General features: G+C 40.2%; 17 protein-coding genes. 16 read left to right on the top strand and 1 reads right to left on the bottom strand.

Features of this window, described 5'->3' with window-relative positions:
* Positions 1–34: 34 nt before the first annotated feature.
* From ssb to GPDM_RS00180, 13 genes are all read left to right on the top strand, one after another.
* Positions 35–508, top strand: coding sequence for a single-stranded DNA-binding protein (ssb, locus tag GPDM_RS00120; protein ID WP_008427713.1), 474 nt, complete (start codon positions 35–37; stop codon positions 506–508).
* 49 nt (positions 509–557) lie between these two features.
* Positions 558–794 carry a 30S ribosomal protein S18 gene (rpsR, locus tag GPDM_RS00125; protein ID WP_006830564.1) on the top strand — a complete coding sequence of 79 codons (237 nt, stop codon included), beginning with the start codon at positions 558–560 and terminating at the stop codon, positions 792–794.
* 213 nt (positions 795–1,007) lie between these two features.
* Entirely contained in the window at positions 1,008–1,967 is a 960-nt protein-coding gene (locus GPDM_RS00130; protein ID WP_008427717.1) for a YybS family protein, read from the top strand.
* A 14-nt stretch (positions 1,968–1,981) separates the two neighbouring features.
* On the top strand, positions 1,982–3,955 hold the full coding sequence (locus GPDM_RS00135; protein WP_008427719.1) for a DHH family phosphoesterase: 1,974 nt from the start codon (positions 1,982–1,984) through the stop codon (positions 3,953–3,955).
* On the top strand, positions 3,952–4,401 hold the full coding sequence (gene rplI, locus GPDM_RS00140; protein WP_008427721.1) for a 50S ribosomal protein L9: 450 nt from the start codon (positions 3,952–3,954) through the stop codon (positions 4,399–4,401). Before GPDM_RS00135 ends, rplI begins: the two co-directional genes overlap by 4 nt.
* 12 nt (positions 4,402–4,413) lie before the next feature.
* Positions 4,414–5,769: a replicative DNA helicase gene (gene dnaB, locus GPDM_RS00145; RefSeq protein ID WP_008427723.1), complete on the top strand. Its 1,356-nt coding sequence runs from the start codon at positions 4,414–4,416 to the stop codon at positions 5,767–5,769.
* 132 nt (positions 5,770–5,901) lie between these two features.
* Complete coding sequence (locus GPDM_RS00150; RefSeq protein ID WP_008427724.1) at positions 5,902–7,188, top strand: adenylosuccinate synthase; 1,287 nt, start codon at positions 5,902–5,904, stop codon at positions 7,186–7,188.
* 214 nt (positions 7,189–7,402) lie between these two features.
* Positions 7,403–8,110, top strand: coding sequence for a response regulator YycF (gene yycF / locus GPDM_RS00155; protein WP_008427725.1), 708 nt, complete (start codon positions 7,403–7,405; stop codon positions 8,108–8,110).
* A gap of 4 nt (positions 8,111–8,114) precedes the next feature.
* Positions 8,115–9,941 carry a cell wall metabolism sensor histidine kinase WalK gene (gene walK, locus GPDM_RS00160; protein ID WP_008427726.1) on the top strand — a complete coding sequence of 609 codons (1,827 nt, stop codon included), beginning with the start codon at positions 8,115–8,117 and terminating at the stop codon, positions 9,939–9,941.
* The gene (locus GPDM_RS00165; protein ID WP_100069826.1) at positions 9,932–11,266 is read left to right on the top strand and encodes a YycH family regulatory protein; all 1,335 of its coding nucleotides are present in this window, start codon (positions 9,932–9,934) and stop codon (positions 11,264–11,266) included. The genes walK and GPDM_RS00165 overlap by 10 nt, the downstream gene beginning before the upstream one ends.
* Complete coding sequence (locus GPDM_RS00170; RefSeq protein WP_008427728.1) at positions 11,253–12,062, top strand: two-component system regulatory protein YycI; 810 nt, start codon at positions 11,253–11,255, stop codon at positions 12,060–12,062. The genes GPDM_RS00165 and GPDM_RS00170 overlap by 14 nt, the downstream gene beginning before the upstream one ends.
* A 13-nt stretch (positions 12,063–12,075) precedes the next feature.
* On the top strand, positions 12,076–12,864 hold the full coding sequence (locus GPDM_RS00175) for an MBL fold metallo-hydrolase (protein WP_008427729.1): 789 nt from the start codon (positions 12,076–12,078) through the stop codon (positions 12,862–12,864).
* A 412-nt stretch (positions 12,865–13,276) separates the two neighbouring features.
* Positions 13,277–14,485, top strand: coding sequence for a S1C family serine protease (locus tag GPDM_RS00180; protein ID WP_039862635.1), 1,209 nt, complete (start codon positions 13,277–13,279; stop codon positions 14,483–14,485).
* Between the two features lie 172 nt (positions 14,486–14,657).
* Here the strand turns inward: GPDM_RS00180 and GPDM_RS00185 are convergent, their stop codons facing one another.
* Positions 14,658–15,407, bottom strand: a complete 750-nt coding sequence (locus tag GPDM_RS00185) for an SDR family NAD(P)-dependent oxidoreductase (RefSeq protein ID WP_008427731.1) — start codon at positions 15,405–15,407, stop codon at positions 14,658–14,660.
* Positions 15,408–15,844: 437 nt separating this feature from the next.
* Here GPDM_RS00185 and GPDM_RS00190 point away from each other — a divergent pair, with 437 nt between their 5' ends.
* The 3 genes from GPDM_RS00190 (at position 15,845) to GPDM_RS00200 (ending at position 17,999) form a co-directional block, all read left to right on the top strand.
* Positions 15,845–16,009 (top strand): CxxH/CxxC protein, encoded by a 165-nt coding sequence (locus GPDM_RS00190; RefSeq protein ID WP_039862660.1) that lies wholly within the window; start codon positions 15,845–15,847, stop codon positions 16,007–16,009.
* Positions 16,010–16,099: 90 nt separating this feature from the next.
* Complete coding sequence (gene rlmH, locus GPDM_RS00195; protein WP_008427733.1) at positions 16,100–16,579, top strand: 23S rRNA (pseudouridine(1915)-N(3))-methyltransferase RlmH; 480 nt, start codon at positions 16,100–16,102, stop codon at positions 16,577–16,579.
* Between the two features lie 196 nt (positions 16,580–16,775).
* Positions 16,776–17,999, top strand: a complete 1,224-nt coding sequence (locus GPDM_RS00200; protein ID WP_008427734.1) for a TerD family protein — start codon at positions 16,776–16,778, stop codon at positions 17,997–17,999.
* Positions 18,000–18,337 lie beyond the last annotated feature (338 nt).

Genomic DNA, 18,337 nt, shown 5'->3' on the forward strand with positions numbered 1-18,337 from the left:
GAAATTTTTTTGACTTGAAGGAGGTTGAATTCTGATGATTAACCGAGTTGTTTTAGTCGGAAGACTGACAAAAGATCCAGACCTTCGTTACACACCAAGCGGCGCGGCAGTAGCTCGATTTACACTAGCTGTAAACCGGACTTTCTCGAACGCTCAAGGTGAACGCGAAACTGATTTCATTAATTGTACCGTTTGGCGCAAACAAGCTGAAAATACAGCGAATTTCCTTAAAAAAGGAAGCTTAGCAGGTGTTGAAGGCCGTATCCAAACTGGTAGCTACGAGGGACAAGACGGGAAACGCGTCTATACAACAGAAGTAGTGGCGGACAGCGTTCAATTCCTTGAACCAAAAAACGCCAATACGGATCGTTCACAAGGCCAGCAGCCTTCTTATCAACAGAACCAATCACCGAGCCCAAGTCAGCAAAACCATACTCGTGTAGATGAAGATCCATTCTCAAGCGGTAGCGGCCCGATCGAAGTATCGGATGACGATTTACCGTTCTAAGATGGACGGAAACTAACGATTAATCATTAAGTAAAGGAGGTAATTCGATATGGCACCACGTCGCGGAGGAAAAAAACGGAAAAAGGTTTGTTACTTCACTTCCAACAACATCACGCACATTGACTATAAAGATACTGATCTTTTGAAGAAATTCATTTCTGAAAGAGGGAAAATCTTGCCACGTCGTGTTACAGGCACTAGCGCTAAATGGCAACGTAAGTTGACAATCGCTATTAAACGCTCACGTATCATGGCACTTCTACCGTTTGTTGCGGAAGAAAGATAATTACGATTTTAAAGACCGGGAAACCGGTCTTTTTTTTATGCGTTGAAACATGATGAAAATATAAAAAATGATAGCAAAAATCATAATTTTAATACGACTTCTATTTTACAGCCGTTATCTTCATACAGGGGACGGCTCCTTTTGTTCAGGTTCTTGAATCATGGTACAATTACAAGGATGAAATATACCCGAAAGAAGGGGAAATCCAGTCATATGCAAAATCAACAAACGCGACAACTTACCAACGGTGCGATGATGGCAACCGTATTTACCGTGCTCTTGGCAATTTCGGTTTATGTGCCTGTATTAAGTATAGTAAGTACGTTATTTTTAGCGTTGCCAATTGCATGGTACAGTGCGAAATATCCGTGGAAAGCGTCTGCGCTTTTCGCAGCGGTCTGCTTGATACTAGCCTTTATCATTGGTGGTCTTTTTTCTTTACCTTTAGCATTGATCCACGTGCCTCTAGGGGTAGCAATCGGTATTTCAATTTATTATAAGAAAAGCAAATTATTTATGTTCATGAGTGCTAGTTTAGTGTTATTGATGTCATTAATGCTCCAATACGTGGTTTCCATTTGGTTGTTTGGCATTAATGTATTAGAAGAATTTTCTTCAAACTTTGATAAATCTTATGAACAAACAGGCGTTATGATGGAAAAGCTAGGGGCTTCTGAAGCTTCCATAGCAGACTATAATGAACTCGTTGGACAATTGCAGTTTTCATTTGAAACTTTATTGCCTGTGTTGTTAGTGTTAGTCGTTTTCTCAACTGTGTGGGTGTTATTGCTGATTCTATTGCCGATTTTAAAACGCTTTGGAATTATGGCTCCTAAATTTCCACCTTTTCGGAACATGAAATTGCCAAAATCTGTTTTATGGTATTATTTAATCGTGTTGCTTGTGTCGTTGTTATCAGAGTTTGAACCTGGAACAATGGCATACATGATTTTTATCAATGCCACCGTGCTGCTCCAATTCCTGTTGTTTTTACAAGGTGTTTCTTTTTACCACTACTATATTCACCAGGAAGGTTGGCCAAAATGGGTAACAGTGCTCGTCACAATTTTAGCATTTCCCTTGCAGTCATTTACGAGTATTGTCGGAATCGTAGATCTTGGATTTGATATCCGAGGTTGGGTCAAACGAGCACACGAGTTTAAAGGAAAATAAGGAGCTGAAGAATAATGTCGGCTTTTTTCAGAAAAAGAAAACTTCGATATCCACTTATCGCACTTCTAGCTCTTGGCATGGCCGCAGCGATTTTAATTTCGCTTTGGTCAGAATGGGCCGCAGGTATTTTTACCTTGCTTTTTGTGCTGGCTTTTACAGCTACGTGGGTAACCGAAAAAAGAGTTTACGAGGCGACGGAAAAGCATATTGAAACATTATCGTACCGAATGAAGAAAGTCGGAGAAGAAGCGTTGCTCGAAATGCCGATTGGTATTTTGCTAGTCAATGAACAGTATGACATCGAATGGGCCAATCCTTATATGACTTCGACGCTAGAATACGATACATTAATCGGTGAGTCGCTATATACATTGTCTGAAGACTTTCATCCGCTTGTGAAATCAGAAGAAAAAGAACTAACAATTGCGTTAGGCGATCGGAAATACCGCGTGTATTATAAAGCGGATGACCGGTTGTTTTATCTTTTTGATATTACAGAACAAGTTGAAATTGAGTCCCTCTATTATGCGGATCGTACAGTTATCGGGATTTTATTCATCGATAATTACGACGAATTAGCACAGGGGATGGATGATCAAACACGAAGCAATCTCAATAGTTTAGTTACGTCATTGGTTAACCAATGGGGGGCAGATCATGGGATTTTCGTGAAACGAATTTCTTCGGAACGGTTTATGGCTGTATTTAATGAGTCAATTTTAAAAGATCTTGAGACATCAAAATTCGCTATTTTGGATGATATTCGTGAAGTTACGTCTAAAGATAATTTGGCATTAACTTTGAGTATCGGTGTCGGCGCCGGATCGGCTTCTTTAGTTGAATTGGGCAGTCTTGCTCAATCGGGCTTAGATTTAGTTCTTGGCCGTGGTGGCGATCAAGTGGCGATCAAGCATCCGAGTGGAAAAGTTAAGTTTTACGGAGGCAAGACCAATCCGGTTGAAAAACGAACAAGGGTCAGGGCGCGGGTTATCTCGCATGCGTTGCGTGATTTGATCCAAGAAAGTGATCAAGTGTTTATTATGGGGCATAAAATGCCCGATATGGATTCAATCGGTGCTGCAGTTGGCGTAGCCAAAATGGCAGCTATGAACAAAGTCAAAGGGCGCATTATCATTGATTTTGATGCATATGATCGCAGTGTCATGCGATTAATGGAAGCTATTGAAGGAGAACCGGAATTGTTTTCTCAGTTTATAACACCTGAAGAGGCGTTAGCTGAGATGACCGAGAATTCACTGCTAGTTGTTGTAGATACGCACAAGCCGTCCATGGTTATTGATGAACGCGTATTGCAGCGGATGGAACGAGTTGTGTTGATCGACCATCACCGAAGAGGTGAAGAATTTATCACCAATACCATGCTCGTTTATATGGAGCCTTATGCGTCATCAACTGCTGAATTGGTTACCGAACTTATTGAGTACCAACCAAAGCATGAGAAATTGTCTATGTTAGAAGCGACAGCGATGTTGGCTGGAATTATCGTCGATACGAAAAGCTTTACGTTAAGAACAGGTGCACGGACCTTTGAAGCAGCTTCTTACTTGCGTTCAAATGGAGCGGATACAGTACTCGTTCAACGGATATTAAAAGAAGACTTAGAAACATATATTGAACGTGCTAAAATCGTGCAGACAGTAGAATTTGTTGGCGAGGGTATTGCGATTGCAAAAGGCGAACCCGAACGTGTCTACAGTCCCGTATTAATCGCACAAACAGCAGATATCTTGTTGACGATGAAAGACGTCAATGCGTCGTTTGTTGTGGCTGAGCGTTCAGAAGGCGGCATTGGTATTAGTGCCCGTTCACTTGGTGAAGTAAACGTGCAAATAATTATGGAAAATCTCGGCGGCGGTGGTCATTTAACAAATGCGGCTACTCAAATGTCAAACTCAACAATAGAAGAAGCCGTTGAACAGTTAAAAGCGGTAATTTTGGAAGATACTGAAGGAGGAACAAACGAATGAAAGTAATATTTTTGAAAGACGTAAAAGGTAAAGGCAAAAAAGGTGAAATTAAAAATGTAGCAGATGGTTATGCACATAACTTTCTATTAAAAAATAATTTAGCGATTGAAGCAAACCAAGCAACTATCAGTAAATTAGATGGTCAAAAGAAAAAAGAGCAAAAAGAAGCTGACCAAGAACGTCAAGAAGCAGAACAGTTAAAAGAAACACTTGAAGGTTTGACTATCGAATTGACTGCGAAATCTGGAGCAGACGGACGTCTTTTTGGTTCAATTACAACAAAACAAGTAGCAACAACACTTGAGAAAAAGCATGGCATCAAATTAGACAAACGCAAAATGGAATTGGACGATGCCATTCGTGCGCTTGGCTATACGAATATTCCTGTGAAATTGCACCAGGATGTGACCGCTACACTTCGAGTTCATGTTACTGAAGAAGCGTAAGGTGAGACACCGATGAACGAAGCGATAGATCGTGTCCCCCCGCACAACCATGAAGCCGAGCAATCGGTTATTGGCGCCATCTTTTTAGAACCGCCATCTTTAATCACGGTTGCTGAAATCGTTATGGCAGAAGATTTTTACCGCATTGCGCATCAAAAGATTTTCCAGACGATGCTGAATTTAGCAGATCACGGAAAAGCGATTGATGTGGTGACCGTGACAGAAGAACTTTCTGTCAAAAAAGAATTAGAAGACGTTGGCGGTTTATCGTATTTAACGGAAATCGCTAACGCTGTCCCAACGGCGGCAAACGTTGCGCATTATGCGCATATAGTGGAAGAAAAAGCATTGCTTCGCCGATTGATCCGTGTAGCTACTACAATTGTAGAAGATGGATTTACACGTGAAGATGAAGTAGAAGCGTTGCTTTCCGAAGCAGAAAAGAAAATGATGGAAGTATCGAGCCGGAAAAAGGCCGGTGACTTTACCCACATCAAAGATGTACTAGTAAAAACTTACGATAACATCGAATTGCTGCATACTCGTAAAGGAGACGTCACAGGGATCCCTACTGGCTTCCGTGACCTTGATAAGGTAACAGCAGGGTTTCAGCGAAACGACTTAATTATTGTAGCTGCACGGCCTTCTGTTGGTAAGACAGCTTTTGCTTTGAACGTCGCACAAAACGTCGCGACCAAAACAGACGAAAATGTCGCCATCTTTAGTTTAGAGATGGGTGCTGAACAGTTGGTTATGCGTATGCTTTGTGCGGAAGGCAATATTGATGCACAAGTACTGCGTACAGGAGCACTTCAAAACGAAGATTGGCGTAAGTTAACGATGGCAATGGGCAGCTTATCCAATGCCGGAATCTTTATTGATGATACGCCAGGTATTCGCGTGAATGACATTCGGGCAAAATGCCGTCGTTTAAAACAAGAATATGGACTCGGCATGATCATGATTGATTATCTTCAATTGATCCAGGGACCCGGTAAATCTGGTGAAAACCGACAACAAGAAGTATCGGATATTTCCCGTTCATTAAAAGGATTAGCGCGTGAGCTTGAAGTACCGGTTATCGCGTTGTCGCAGTTATCGCGTGGAGTAGAGCAACGACAAGATAAGCGTCCAATGATGTCGGATTTACGTGAATCTGGAAGTATTGAGCAAGATGCCGATATTGTGTCGTTCTTGTATCGTGAAGATTATTACGACAAAGAAACAGAAGACCAAAACATGATTGAAATCATTATCGCCAAACAACGTAACGGTCCAACAGGCACTGTTAAATTGGCATTTGTAAAAGAATATAATAAATTTGTTACCATTGACTGGAGTCAACATGAATCTGGCGGAGATTTTTAAACACGAACATTAAATGTGGCAACACATTTATATGTTCGTGTTTTCTTCTGTTTTGTATTGACGGTTTCGTGTTTAATTGGTACAATAAACACTGTTTGAGATAGGGCATATGCCTAACGGAGGTGCGGAATTATGACGTCAGTCGTAGTAGTTGGAACGCAATGGGGAGACGAAGGAAAAGGGAAAATCACTGATTTTCTATCAGAACATGCAGAAGTAATTGCACGTTATCAAGGCGGTAATAACGCTGGACACACGATTATTTTTGGTGGAGAAACGTATAAATTGCATTTGATTCCTTCAGGGATATTCTATAAAGAGAAAACATCGGTAATTGGAAACGGCATGGTCGTAGATCCAAAAGCGCTTGTTAAAGAATTAAAAGGCCTTCACGAGCGTGGCATCACAACTGAAAACTTGCGCATTTCAAACCGCGCACATGTGTTATTGCCATACCACATTAAGCAAGACGAGGTAGAAGAAGCACGTCGCGGAGCAAATAAAATTGGAACAACAGGTAAAGGCATCGGACCTGCTTATATGGACAAAGCAGCACGTGTCGGAATTCGTATGGCGGATTTATTGGACCACGTTGTGTTCGAAGAAAAACTACGCATGAACTTAATCGAAAAAAACCGTTTATTCGAGAAGTTTTATGAAACAGAAGGATTCACGGTAGAAGGAATTATGGAAGAGTATTATGCATATGGGCAAGAAATTGCTAAATATGTAACGGACACATCAAAAGTATTAAACGATGCTATTGATAATGGCCGTCGCGTATTGTTTGAAGGCGCTCAAGGCGTTATGCTCGATATCGACCAAGGAACATATCCATTTGTAACATCTTCAAACCCAGTAGCGGGTGGAGTTACAATCGGAGCAGGCGTTGGCCCAACAACAATTCAACACGTAATCGGCGTATGTAAAGCGTACACGTCACGTGTTGGAGACGGACCATTCCCAACAGAATTGTTCGATGAAGTAGGTCAACAAATCCGTGAAGTTGGTAAAGAGTATGGTACGACTACTGGACGTCCGCGCCGAATTGGCTGGTTTGACAGCGTAGTTGTTCGTCATGCAAGACGTGTAAGTGGCTTAACAGATTTAACAGTTAACTCGATCGACGTATTGTCAGGTCTTGAAACAGTTAAGATTTGTACAGCTTACCGTTACCAAGGGGAATTGATCACAGAATATCCAGCAAACTTACGTATGCTTGATGAGTGCGAACCAGTGTACGAAGAGCTTCCAGGCTGGTCTGAAGATGTAACAAGCTGCAAATCATTAGATGAATTGCCAGAAAATGCACGTCATTACTTAGAGCGTATTTCTCAGTTGACGGGTGTTCAAATTTCAATTTTCTCTGTCGGTCCTGACCGTAACCAAACAAACATCGTTACAAGTGTTTGGAGATAATTTAAGCTTATGATATGAGATTAAGCAGTCGCCTTTAGGCGGCTGTTTTTTGCCGTTTTGTGGATTGCGCTTACGTTTTGAGCGGTTGTGGCAGAGCGGGGGTAGCTACTGATAGATGCGAAATGCCCTAAACAATGATAAAGTATAGGGTAGTAAAGAACGAGCAATGACAAGAAAAAAGGGTATAGATGGGAAGAAAAAGGGGAGAAAAATGATGAGTAAAACAATTTTAGTTGTAGACGACGAGAAACCGATTGCAGATATTTTACAATTTAACTTAAAAAAAGAAGGGTTTAATGTAGTTTGTGCGTATGACGGGGACGAAGCGATTAAGATTGCAAGTGAAATCCAACCCGATTTGATGTTATTGGACATTATGTTGCCAAATCGCGACGGGATGGAAGTTTGTCGTGAAATTCGCAAGAAGTACGATTTTCCAATCATTATGTTAACAGCAAAAGACTCTGAAATTGATAAAGTACTAGGTCTAGAATTAGGTGCGGATGACTATGTGACCAAGCCTTTTTCTACACGTGAATTGATTGCACGCGTAAAAGCGAACTTACGTCGACAAAACATCGCGCCTGCTGAAGAAGAGGGACAACACTCTAATGATATTCAAGTAGGTGTGTTAACGATCCAGCCAGATGCGTATCTTGTGTTAAAACGTGAAGAAACAATCGAATTGACTCACCGTGAATTTGAATTGCTTCATTACCTTGGCAAGCATATCGGACAAGTCATGACGCGCGAGCATTTATTGCAGACGGTATGGGGCTATGATTATTTTGGCGATGTCCGTACTGTGGACGTTACCGTTAGACGTCTGCGTGAAAAAATTGAAGACAATCCGAGTCATCCGGCATGGATCGTGACACGTCGTGGCGTAGGGTATTATTTACGAAATCCTGAACAGGAGTAGTTAGATGTCAAAAGTAAATTTTTTAAAGTCGATACATGTGAAGTTTGTGTTAATTTATATTTTGCTGATTTTGCTAGCCATGCAGATTATTGGTCTGTATTTTGCTCAGCAGCTTGAAGAAACCTTAAAAGGGAACTTTGAAAGTTCCATTAAAGATCGTATGGAAATTATTGAATTTAGTGTGCGCGAAGAAATGATTAAAGAACGTACAGAAGAAGATTCAACGCTTGAACAAACATTGCGAACGGTATTATATGGATTTCAATCAGATGATATTAATGAAATCCGCGTTGTGGATACACGATATAGCATTTTGGCATCTTCTGTTATCGAAAACCAAATACTGGTTGGTCAGCGTTCAACAAATGACTTAGTTCGGCAATCCATCATAGGAGAAGTCGATTTAGAACAGACCTATGTAGATAAGGAAAGCGAAGAGCGAATTTGGGTGCGAACCTTGCCGATTGTTGCGACAGGTGGCACCTTACTCGGGACTTTATATGTGGAAGCCGAAATTGAAAATGTTTATGACCAAATGGATGATATCAACTCGATTCTTGCAGTAGGTACAACAATTTCCTTAGTCATTACTGCGATTTTAGGGATTTTAGTGGCTCAAACCATTTCACGACCTATTGCAGATATGCGAAGACAAGCACAAGCGATGGCTAAAGGAAACTTTTCACGTAAGGTAAGGGTTTATAGTGACGATGAAATTGGTCAACTTGCCCGAGCTTTTAACCATTTAACAAATCGATTGCAGGAATCTCAACAGTCGACAGAAAGTGAGCGTCGTAAATTAGCATCTGTTCTTTCCAATATGACAGATGGTGTGTTATCGACGGACAGGCGAGGTCGGATTATTTTAATCAATGATCCTGCGCTTCAATTGCTTAATGTTTCACGTGAAACGGTCATAAATCGACCCGTAACGAGTGTATTAGGTCTTGAAGAAGAATATACATTCGAAAATTTAATTGATATGAAAGAGTCTGTTACGTTAGATTTGAGTTCGTATGAGCAAAGTACCTTATTACGTACTACGTTTTCGGTCATCCAAAAAGAAACAGGCTTTGTTAACGGACTGATCGCAGTCTTGCATGATAATACGGAACAGGAAAAAATTGATATCGAACGCCGTGAATTTGTTGCCAATGTATCGCATGAATTGCGGACACCTTTGACGACAATGCGCAGTTATTTAGAGGCATTGGCTGATGGGGCATGGCAAGATCCAGACTTAGCTCCAAACTTTTTAAATGTAACGCAAACAGAAACAGAGCGAATGATTCGCCTAGTAAACGATTTGCTAAAATTATCGAAAATGGATTCGAGTGAAACTGAATTAAGCAAAGAAATGGTTGAATTTAACGTCTTTTTCAACCGCATTATCGATCGTTTTGAAATGTCGAAGTCGCACAAAGTGAATTTTATGCGTCAATTGCCTAAAGAGCAGTACTTTGTAGAAATTGACCCTGATAAATTGACACAAGTAATTGATAACATCATTTCGAATGCATTGAAGTATTCTCCTGAAGGCGGAAAAGTTCGCTTTAATATGACGGTTGAAGAAGGATATTTACTGATTCAAATTAGTGATGAAGGAATGGGAATTCCAAAAGAAAATGTCGATCGAATTTTTGACCGGTTTTATCGCGTAGACCGTGCAAGATCTCGTGAAATGGGCGGTACGGGATTAGGATTGGCCATTTCCAAAGAAATGATCAATGCTCACGGAGGCGTCATTTGGGCAGAGAGTAAGCTAGGAAAAGGAACAAGTATTTTCTTTACGTTGCCATTTGAAGAAGACGATGGGGGTGAGTGGGATTGAAATATGTAGAACATATCAAGTCGATCGCCTTGTTTTTACTCATCCTACTGAGTCTCGCGTTAACTTTTACTATTTGGACATTCACACCGACACATGAAATTATTGAGCCCACTACTACGGTAGAAATGCCAATTTCAGACACAAAAAACACAGAAGAAATTGTACGCCCTGTAAAACTGTTATTTCATAATGACGAAAATGTCACTGGCACTAGCGATCAAACCGGTATTGATGTATTGGTAGAGTCGGTAAAAAACTGGCAAATTAGCAATATAAGACTGGTGCAAGATGAAGCAACTCCAGCGACGATCAAATCCTATATGCACAGTTCAAAGCGAGCGCTTGTGTATTATCCAGGATTGGTTCCGTTGCCGGTGTTTGATTCGATAAATAACATTGTGGATACCACAATTCCAGAATCTTCTTTTGATCGACTCGTTATTGAATGGGAAGCGCCAGCTAATGATCGGCCCGCTTTGTATTTTATCAATACCTTGTCAGGAAGAATCTACAAAGGGGATCTTCGTGTAGAAGACTTGTATCAATTTCAAACAGAAATTGTAGATCAAGCGGTTGATTATGAAACCTATGTCACAGACGATGCCATTGGTGTATTACCGATTTATGTGCAAAAAGATAAAGTCGAAAAAACAAGTATTGGGTTTTTACTCGATGGAATTTCAACTTCGAAATTTGCGGATGCGCTACTGGAAAGTCCTGAATTAGTATTTTCAGCGGATTTAAAAACGCAAGAGTACACGGATGATTCTGGAGCATTTATGAGAGAAAACGAAAATACTAAAAGCATAAGTTACATTCAGCCAAAAGCTGAAACTACAGATCCTGCTATTCCATCTGATTTGTTGTTCGATTCGCTTAACTATATCAATGCACATGGTGGCTGGACGGATCAATATTTATACGCAGGCATGAATTCAGTGAACCAGCAAATCAAGTATCAATTATATGTAGCGGATTTACCGGTTTTTAGTAATTCTACAACCACAAACCTTGAAATTATGTGGGGAATAGATGATGGAGTAGAACAAGTTTATAGTTATGTTCGACCGGCTTATCAATTAGATTCAGAAGCAGAAAAAAGAGTTGTTGTACTGGCCGCAGGAGAAGATGTATTAAAAGCTCTCGGTCAAATGGAAGAAGAAGAACGATCCGCGATAACGGATGTTACGCCGGCTTATCATGTTACGACAAGCGAAGATGATGCTTTTATCATTTTTGAGCCAACTTGGTATGTTAAAACAAATGGTATTTGGACAGAGCTGCCAACTGAATTGACAGGAGGGCGAGAACTTGGATTGGAATAAAACCAAGACCATTTTTATCATTGTCTTTTCTATATTAAATGTCTTTTTGTATTCCTTGTATTTGAATCGGTATACAGAAGCTAAAAATGTAGAAGTGCTTTCTGAATCCTCAGTGGATGAAAAGTTGCAGGCTGATAAAATCACCTATTCAAACCTTCCTGAAAATGTGGAAGGGATGCCTTATATTCGTGGAGAAACGAAAATATTCACGGCGAAAGAAGCACCAAAAGTAAATGTTCAGGTTAATATTCAAGACGGAAAAAAACTACAGGTTTCGTATGAAAAAGCTGTTTCACCAGTAGGTGATCCTGAAAGTGTAAAAGCGTTAACTACGTTTATGGAACAAAATGTGTATGAAGGCACTTCCTATGAATTATGGGAAATTGATAAAGAATTAAATAAAGCGGTATATTTTCAAAAGCTTGCTGGGGAAGTTCTTTACTTTAGTGATGATGGCAAAGTAACGGTGTATTGGGATAACGAAGGAAATATTGTCCGCTATGAACAAACGATGTTCACCAATATTATCGAAAACGAAGAGCCAAAAAGTTTAGTGACAGCGGTCACCGCCATTCACACGCTTTACCAAAAAAACATGCTGGAATATGGCACGAAAATTGTCAATACAGAATTAGGTTATTCGGTGCATGTACAAGTATCAAAAGATCGCCAAATGTTTGTGCCGACTTGGCATGTTCGAGGCGAACTTGAAGATGGTAGTCGACAAGATTATTTTGTGAATGCTGTAAAAGACGGAGTTATTGAATTGAACAAACCACCAGAAGAAGTAGAGTAAGGAGATTTTTACTATGCAATTCAGTGTATTAGCCAGCGGTTCAAGCGGCAATGCCACATATATCGAAAACGGAGAACATTCTTTTTTAGTCGATGCTGGACTTAGTGGCCGCAAGATGGAAGAATTGTTTGCTGCAATCGGTAAAAAAATGAGCGATTTGGATGGCATTTTAGTCACACATGAACACAGCGATCACATTAAAGGGCTTGGGATTGTAGCACGCAAACACAAGGTGCCGATTTATGCTAACGCTAAAACATGGTCTGCGATGGATGGATTGATCGGAGCGGTTCCTGTTGAGCAGCGATTCCATTTTGATATGGATACGGTGAAAACTTTCGGTTCGATGGATATTGAATCGTTTGCGGTGTCGCACGATGCGGCAGATCCTATGTTTTATGTGTTTCATGCAGATGGCCGGAAGTTGTCGTTGATTACGGATACAGGCTATGTCAGCGATCGGATGAAAGGTGTTATTCAAGCATCTGATTCGTATGTGTTTGAAAGCAACCACGATGTGGGAATGCTGCAGATGGGCCGTTACCCATGGTCGATCAAGCGCAGGATTTTGAGTGACGTGGGTCACGTGTCGAATGAAGATGCGGCAGTGGCGATGAGTGAAGTGATTGCTGAAAAACCGACGCGCATTTATCTTTCGCATTTGAGTAAAGATAATAATATGAAAGATTTAGCGCGTATGAGTGTTGAGCAAACATTGCAGTCAAAAGGGATTATCACGGGAGAATACGTGAATCTGTTTGATACGGATGCCAACATACCGACTAAATTAATCGTTGTGTAAGAGAAGAGCTGTTCAAAGGTCGTGAAAGTGACTTTTGGATGGCTTTTTTTAGTGTATTAAAAGAAGAAAGCGCTCCAGGCGGACGCTTTCGGGCTCATAGGATGTGAGTCATGCAGCAGGTGCGACAGGACGTCGCGGTACCAGCTGCCAGGGGGGCCGGCTTTAGCCGCTTCCTTCGCTTTGCTCAGTCCAGGGTCTTCAGCTCGTCCTGATCCCCTAGGAGTCGCCGCCTTCCACTCTTTCTTCTGAGTGTGTTGAATACTCTGTTCGTTGATACTAGTGGAAAGTTAAATATATGAAATTTTTTCAGCTTGCATTGGTCACGCGAAATTTTTAAACTGAAATTATAAAGGTCTTATAAATGGTTCAAACGGGGTAAATAGAGAGAGAAGATAAAGGAAGGATGAGTGCGGTGGGTTATTACAATCAAACACCGAACGGCAGGCAGAGACCGAGTCGGTTTGGTGCGTTTGCTGCAGGGCTAGGCGGAGTGGTCGTAGGTGCGTTATTGGTCTGGGTATTATTTTATACGTTACCAGAGCCGAGACCGGATAATGGCACTACTAGTGAGACTCAAATTGTAGAGCAAGGTGCGAAAGAAGATTCTGAAGCGGTTTCGGTTAATATCATGACAGATGTGACGAAGGCTGTGGATATAGCGGCGGATGCGGTTGTAGGGGTTAGTAATTTGCAAGCAAATGGGGATTTTTGGTCTCAATCAGAGCAACAAGAACAAGCTGTTGGCACAGGGTCTGGTGTTATTTATAAAAATGACAATGGCACAGCTTATGTGGTTACCAATCATCATGTTATTGATGGAGCCAGTGGTATTGAAGTGACGTTGTCGGACGGTTCTAAAGTTCAAGCTGAGCTAGTAGGAAGTGATATTTGGACCGATTTGGCTGTACTTGAAATGGACGGCGCTAAAGTGCAGGCGATTGCTCAATTTGGGGATTCTGATGCTTTAAAACAAGGAGAGACAGTGATTGCAATTGGTAATCCGTTAGGTCTAGATTTTTCAGGTTCCGTGACGACGGGTGTCGTTTCTGGTAAAGATCGAGCGGTGCCAGTGGATTTGAATGGAGATGGTCAAGAAGATTGGCAAGCAGAAGTGTTGCAGACAGATGCAGCGATAAATCCAGGAAACAGTGGTGGCGCATTGGTCAATTTAGCAGGGCAACTGGTTGGTATTAATTCGATGAAAATTGCGACTTCGCAAGTAGAAGGCATTGGATTTTCGATTCCCATCAATTCTGCGATTCCTGTGATCGAGTCGATTGAAGAAAATGGGGAAATGATTCGACCTGCAATGGGTGTAACGTTGATGGATTTGGTTCAAGTGCCCCAAGCTTCTCGTCAAGACACATTAAAACTTCCTGAAGACGTTGTAACGGGCGTCGTTGTCAATTCAGTGATAGAAGGTTCTGCTGCAGCTGCAGCGGGTATGGAGCAGTTTGATGTAATTATTGAAATGGATGGTACCGCAATAGAAGATATTATCGAGTTGCGAAAGCATTTATACAATAAAAAGAAAATCGGTGATGAACTGACCGTTAAAGCGTATCGAGATGGGGAGTTAATCGAATTCAACTTAAAGCTTGTGGATAATTCAGCATTGTAAAATAAAAACCGGCATAAAAGTTATTATGCCGGTTCAGACTGTAGACAAACTCAGGTAATCCGAGTAGTCTGCAGTTTTTTTGTGGAAATTTATCGCTTCGGTCGCTTTGGATAGACGTGCCTTCGCTAGTAAAAGGTTCTTTTTTAAGATAGGAAATATACTCTGAATTTGTTTATTTTAAGGAGTAACCGCCGTCTACGACTATTTCCGCACCGTTTATATAGGATGCTTTGTCTGATGCTAAAAATAGAACGACTTCTGCAATCTCACTTGGTTTTCCGTAACTTCCTCTAGGGTGTTTTTTGGATTGTTCTTCATACTTCTCTGTTCCGCCATATGCATTAATGGCTAGGTCGGTTTCTGTAGGACCAGGAGATATGCAATTTACGCGAATGCCTAGGTTAGCAAAGCGAAGTGCCGTACTTTGAGTCATCGCGACAACTGCTGCTTTTGTTCCACTATAAGCTGGCAACATAGGATTAACCTTGTCGTTTCCAAGGATGGCTGCATTATTAATAATAACGCCACTTCGTTGCTTACTCATCACAACTAAAGAATATTTCATGTAGGCGAAAATTGCTGTTTGATTGACCGCAATTAAATGATTCCAGTCATCTAGCTTTACTCGAGACAAAGGCCCCATTCCTGTAGACAGAATACCAGCGCTATTGAATAGAATATCCACATTGTGTCCGTTATTTTCAAGTGTTTTAAAAAAGCTTTCGATTTCTTCCACGTTTTCATTATGAACTTGGTAAAAATGAGCCATTCCGCTGCATTCACTCTCTACTTGAGAGCCTTTGTTGCGATCTCTTCCAGTAAAATGAACGGTAGCTCCTTCTTTGCAAAAGAAACGAACCACTTCTTTACCAATTCCATCGGTTCCACCATTAACAATTACTACGTTGTTTTCGAACATCATGAGATCTCCTCCAAATATCATAGTAAAGTGATGAGTATGTGAAATCAGTATATAACATTCGTATAACCAAAGGAAATCTAAGTACACGCCATTTTAGGGAGGCATAGATCGGTACTTATGATGAGCATTCAACCCGACTTATTACTTCATTTTTTCGTTCTTTTGCAGAAATGGCCACCTACTTTTCTTTTATTGTCTTGAACTAATACTATTCAAATATTAAAGTCTGAAAGGCGAAGTAGAAGAAGGAACTTTCGGAAAGGTGTAAATAGCATGTGGATAACTTTTTATGTATAAATAAATTGTTAACAATCCACAAGAGGATAAAAGCTTCGCTATCCGGAACTCTTTAGGTCTGTTAAAATAGGGTGTGGATAAAGATGAATGAAATGTGTATAACTATGTGGAATATTCGGAAATCGAAAGAGGTGGAAATAATGGAGATAAAATGCTGTAAAACCCACGTGGAGCATGCGTTGGACGTGTTCGTAGCAGAGACTAAAAATTATCCTATACTAACAGAATTATCAGAAACAGAAAAGTTATCCACAACTTGTGATTATTGCAAAGAGGCTGCAACGTATCTTGTGGCAAACACCTGATCGAGCACAATATGTAGAAAATGGGTGTTAGTATGTGTATAACTATTGTGCATAACTTGTTTGTAAATTTAATGTGAAGGGGGATAAGTTGTGAATATCTCAATTATCAGTGTAGGAAAGTTGAAAGAGAAATATTTGAAATCTGGAATCGAAGAGTATACAAAACGACTGGGAAGCTATTCAAAAATTAACGAAATCGAAGTTGCAGACGAAAAAGCACCAGAGCAATTGAGTGATGCGGACATGGAAATTGTCAAAAAGAAAGAAGCCGACCGAATTATGGCGAAAATTTCTGCTGACGCGTATGTCATTGCATTAGCAATTGATGGAAAGATGAAAACATCGGAGCAGCTTGCAAAAGACATCGAATCGTTAATGACCTATGGCCGCAGCAAAATTGTCTTTGTTATTGGCGGATCGCTCGGATTGCACGATGAAGTGTTAAAGCGGGCGGATGAAAAATTATCGTTTTCGAAGATGACGTTTCCTCATCAATTGATGAAGTTGATTTTGGTGGAGCAGGTTTATCGGGCGTTTCGGATTATGAAGGGTGAACCGTATCATAAGTGAATGAGGTTTTAAAAATAAGGAAGCAAAAAGAGGTATTAAAGAAATTTAATGCTTCTTTTTATTGAAGTTTATTTGCTAAATACAAGTAGATATATTCCATCGAAATGTAAATTTTTGTTACAATGAAAAAGAATTAATAATAAAAAGAAACTTTGTAATACCTAGTTAATCCATAAATGAGGAAGGCGTGATTTAAATGAATCAATTGCTTCAAATGGGAGCAAATACCGCTTTGAATTCTCCAAAAGGTGATGTTACGGTAAGCTACGAAATTTCAGATGCAATAGATATTTCCTTAACGGCTTTCCTTTTAACTGATTTAGAAAAGGTACAAGGAGACAATGGAATTATATTTTATAATCAGCCAGAGAGCTCTTCTGGAGCAGCCACTCTTAGACCTTCTGCAAAAGTGGGAAATACAAAAGTACATAAGATTGATTTTGATCTGAGTAAAGTCCCACCAGGTATTACTAAAATAGCTGTTACACTTACAGAGGATAATAATACTGGTTTTTCAAATGTAAAAAACTTAAAGGCAGAGATACGAAGCGGTGATAGTAGTATCCAGTTAACCCCTGCTAACTTCTCAAAGGAAAATGGAATAGTAGTATTGGAATTATACTTAAGGAATGGTCAAACAAAGGCCAAATCAATCTGGCGTGGATTTGATTCCGGTCTTGAAGGGCTATGTAAGAACTACGGTGTGGAAGTTGAGCCGGTGGAGTCAATAAAGCCTTCGGAGCCAAAAGAGCCTGAGAAACTCCCCGGGGAACCTAAAAATAAAAACAGCCAGAATGCATTTTCATCGATAAATCTTGAAAAAGTAAAAGGTAAGATAAATCTTGATAAAGGTCAAAAGCCGATTATAATTGATAAAACACCTGAGATTACAGCTACAGTATCATGGAAGACTGGGACAGACTACGATATATATGCTTTAGTCTACACAAAGAACGGTAAGCAGGTGGATGTCGCTATGTTTGGTGCAACGGGAACCCCACCTCTCAGCCAGTTTGGCAACGGCGCAGTGGAACATATGGGGGATGTTGGGCGAAACAGTGGTTCAATTAAGAAAGAGATAATTAAAATAAGATTGACGAATGATATTCTCGCAGTGGTTCCTGTGGTTTATTCTGCTCAGTCAAATGGAACAGGCTCATTCTACAGATACAAAGTATCCATGAGTATAGATAATCACAACGGGACTTCCGTTACCATCTCCTCCAAAAATGCAAATAATAATGACAGAATTTATACTTGTGTGCCCGGAATTCTTCAAAATACAGAAGACGGTGTGATTATCAGTCCAATAGAGCTGTACAGTAAGTCGAACTCGGAATATAGACCTAAACTTAAGATGGGACCTTCAAATATGGTAGAGGTTGTAATGGATAAGGGACCAAAAAATAACTATAAGTAAACAAGGATACGATTTCAATGAGTTTGCAAATGATGTAATAGAATTGATGAGACGTAGCTAAGGATAGAATCTATTGTAATTGAGGAAAAATTGTTAAAAGAAGGATATTGATTTTCAATATTAATGAGTATATGATTATTATGAACTTGCGGTGTCCTTGTTCGGCTTTAAATCGAATTAAGCAAGGACAGATTAGTTCTGTAGAGAGCTAATAGACTTATTTAGTAACGCAATCTCGCAAAAGAGCTTAGTCATCTGACTTAGCTCTTTTTGTTTAAAGTAGAACAAATTGTATAAAACCTCATTTAGAGCCATTATGGAGAACCGTACCATAAGTA

The sequence above is a fragment of the Planococcus donghaensis MPA1U2 genome, assembly GCF_000189395.1.
GTDB lineage: Bacteria > Bacillota > Bacilli > Bacillales_A > Planococcaceae > Planococcus > Planococcus donghaensis_B.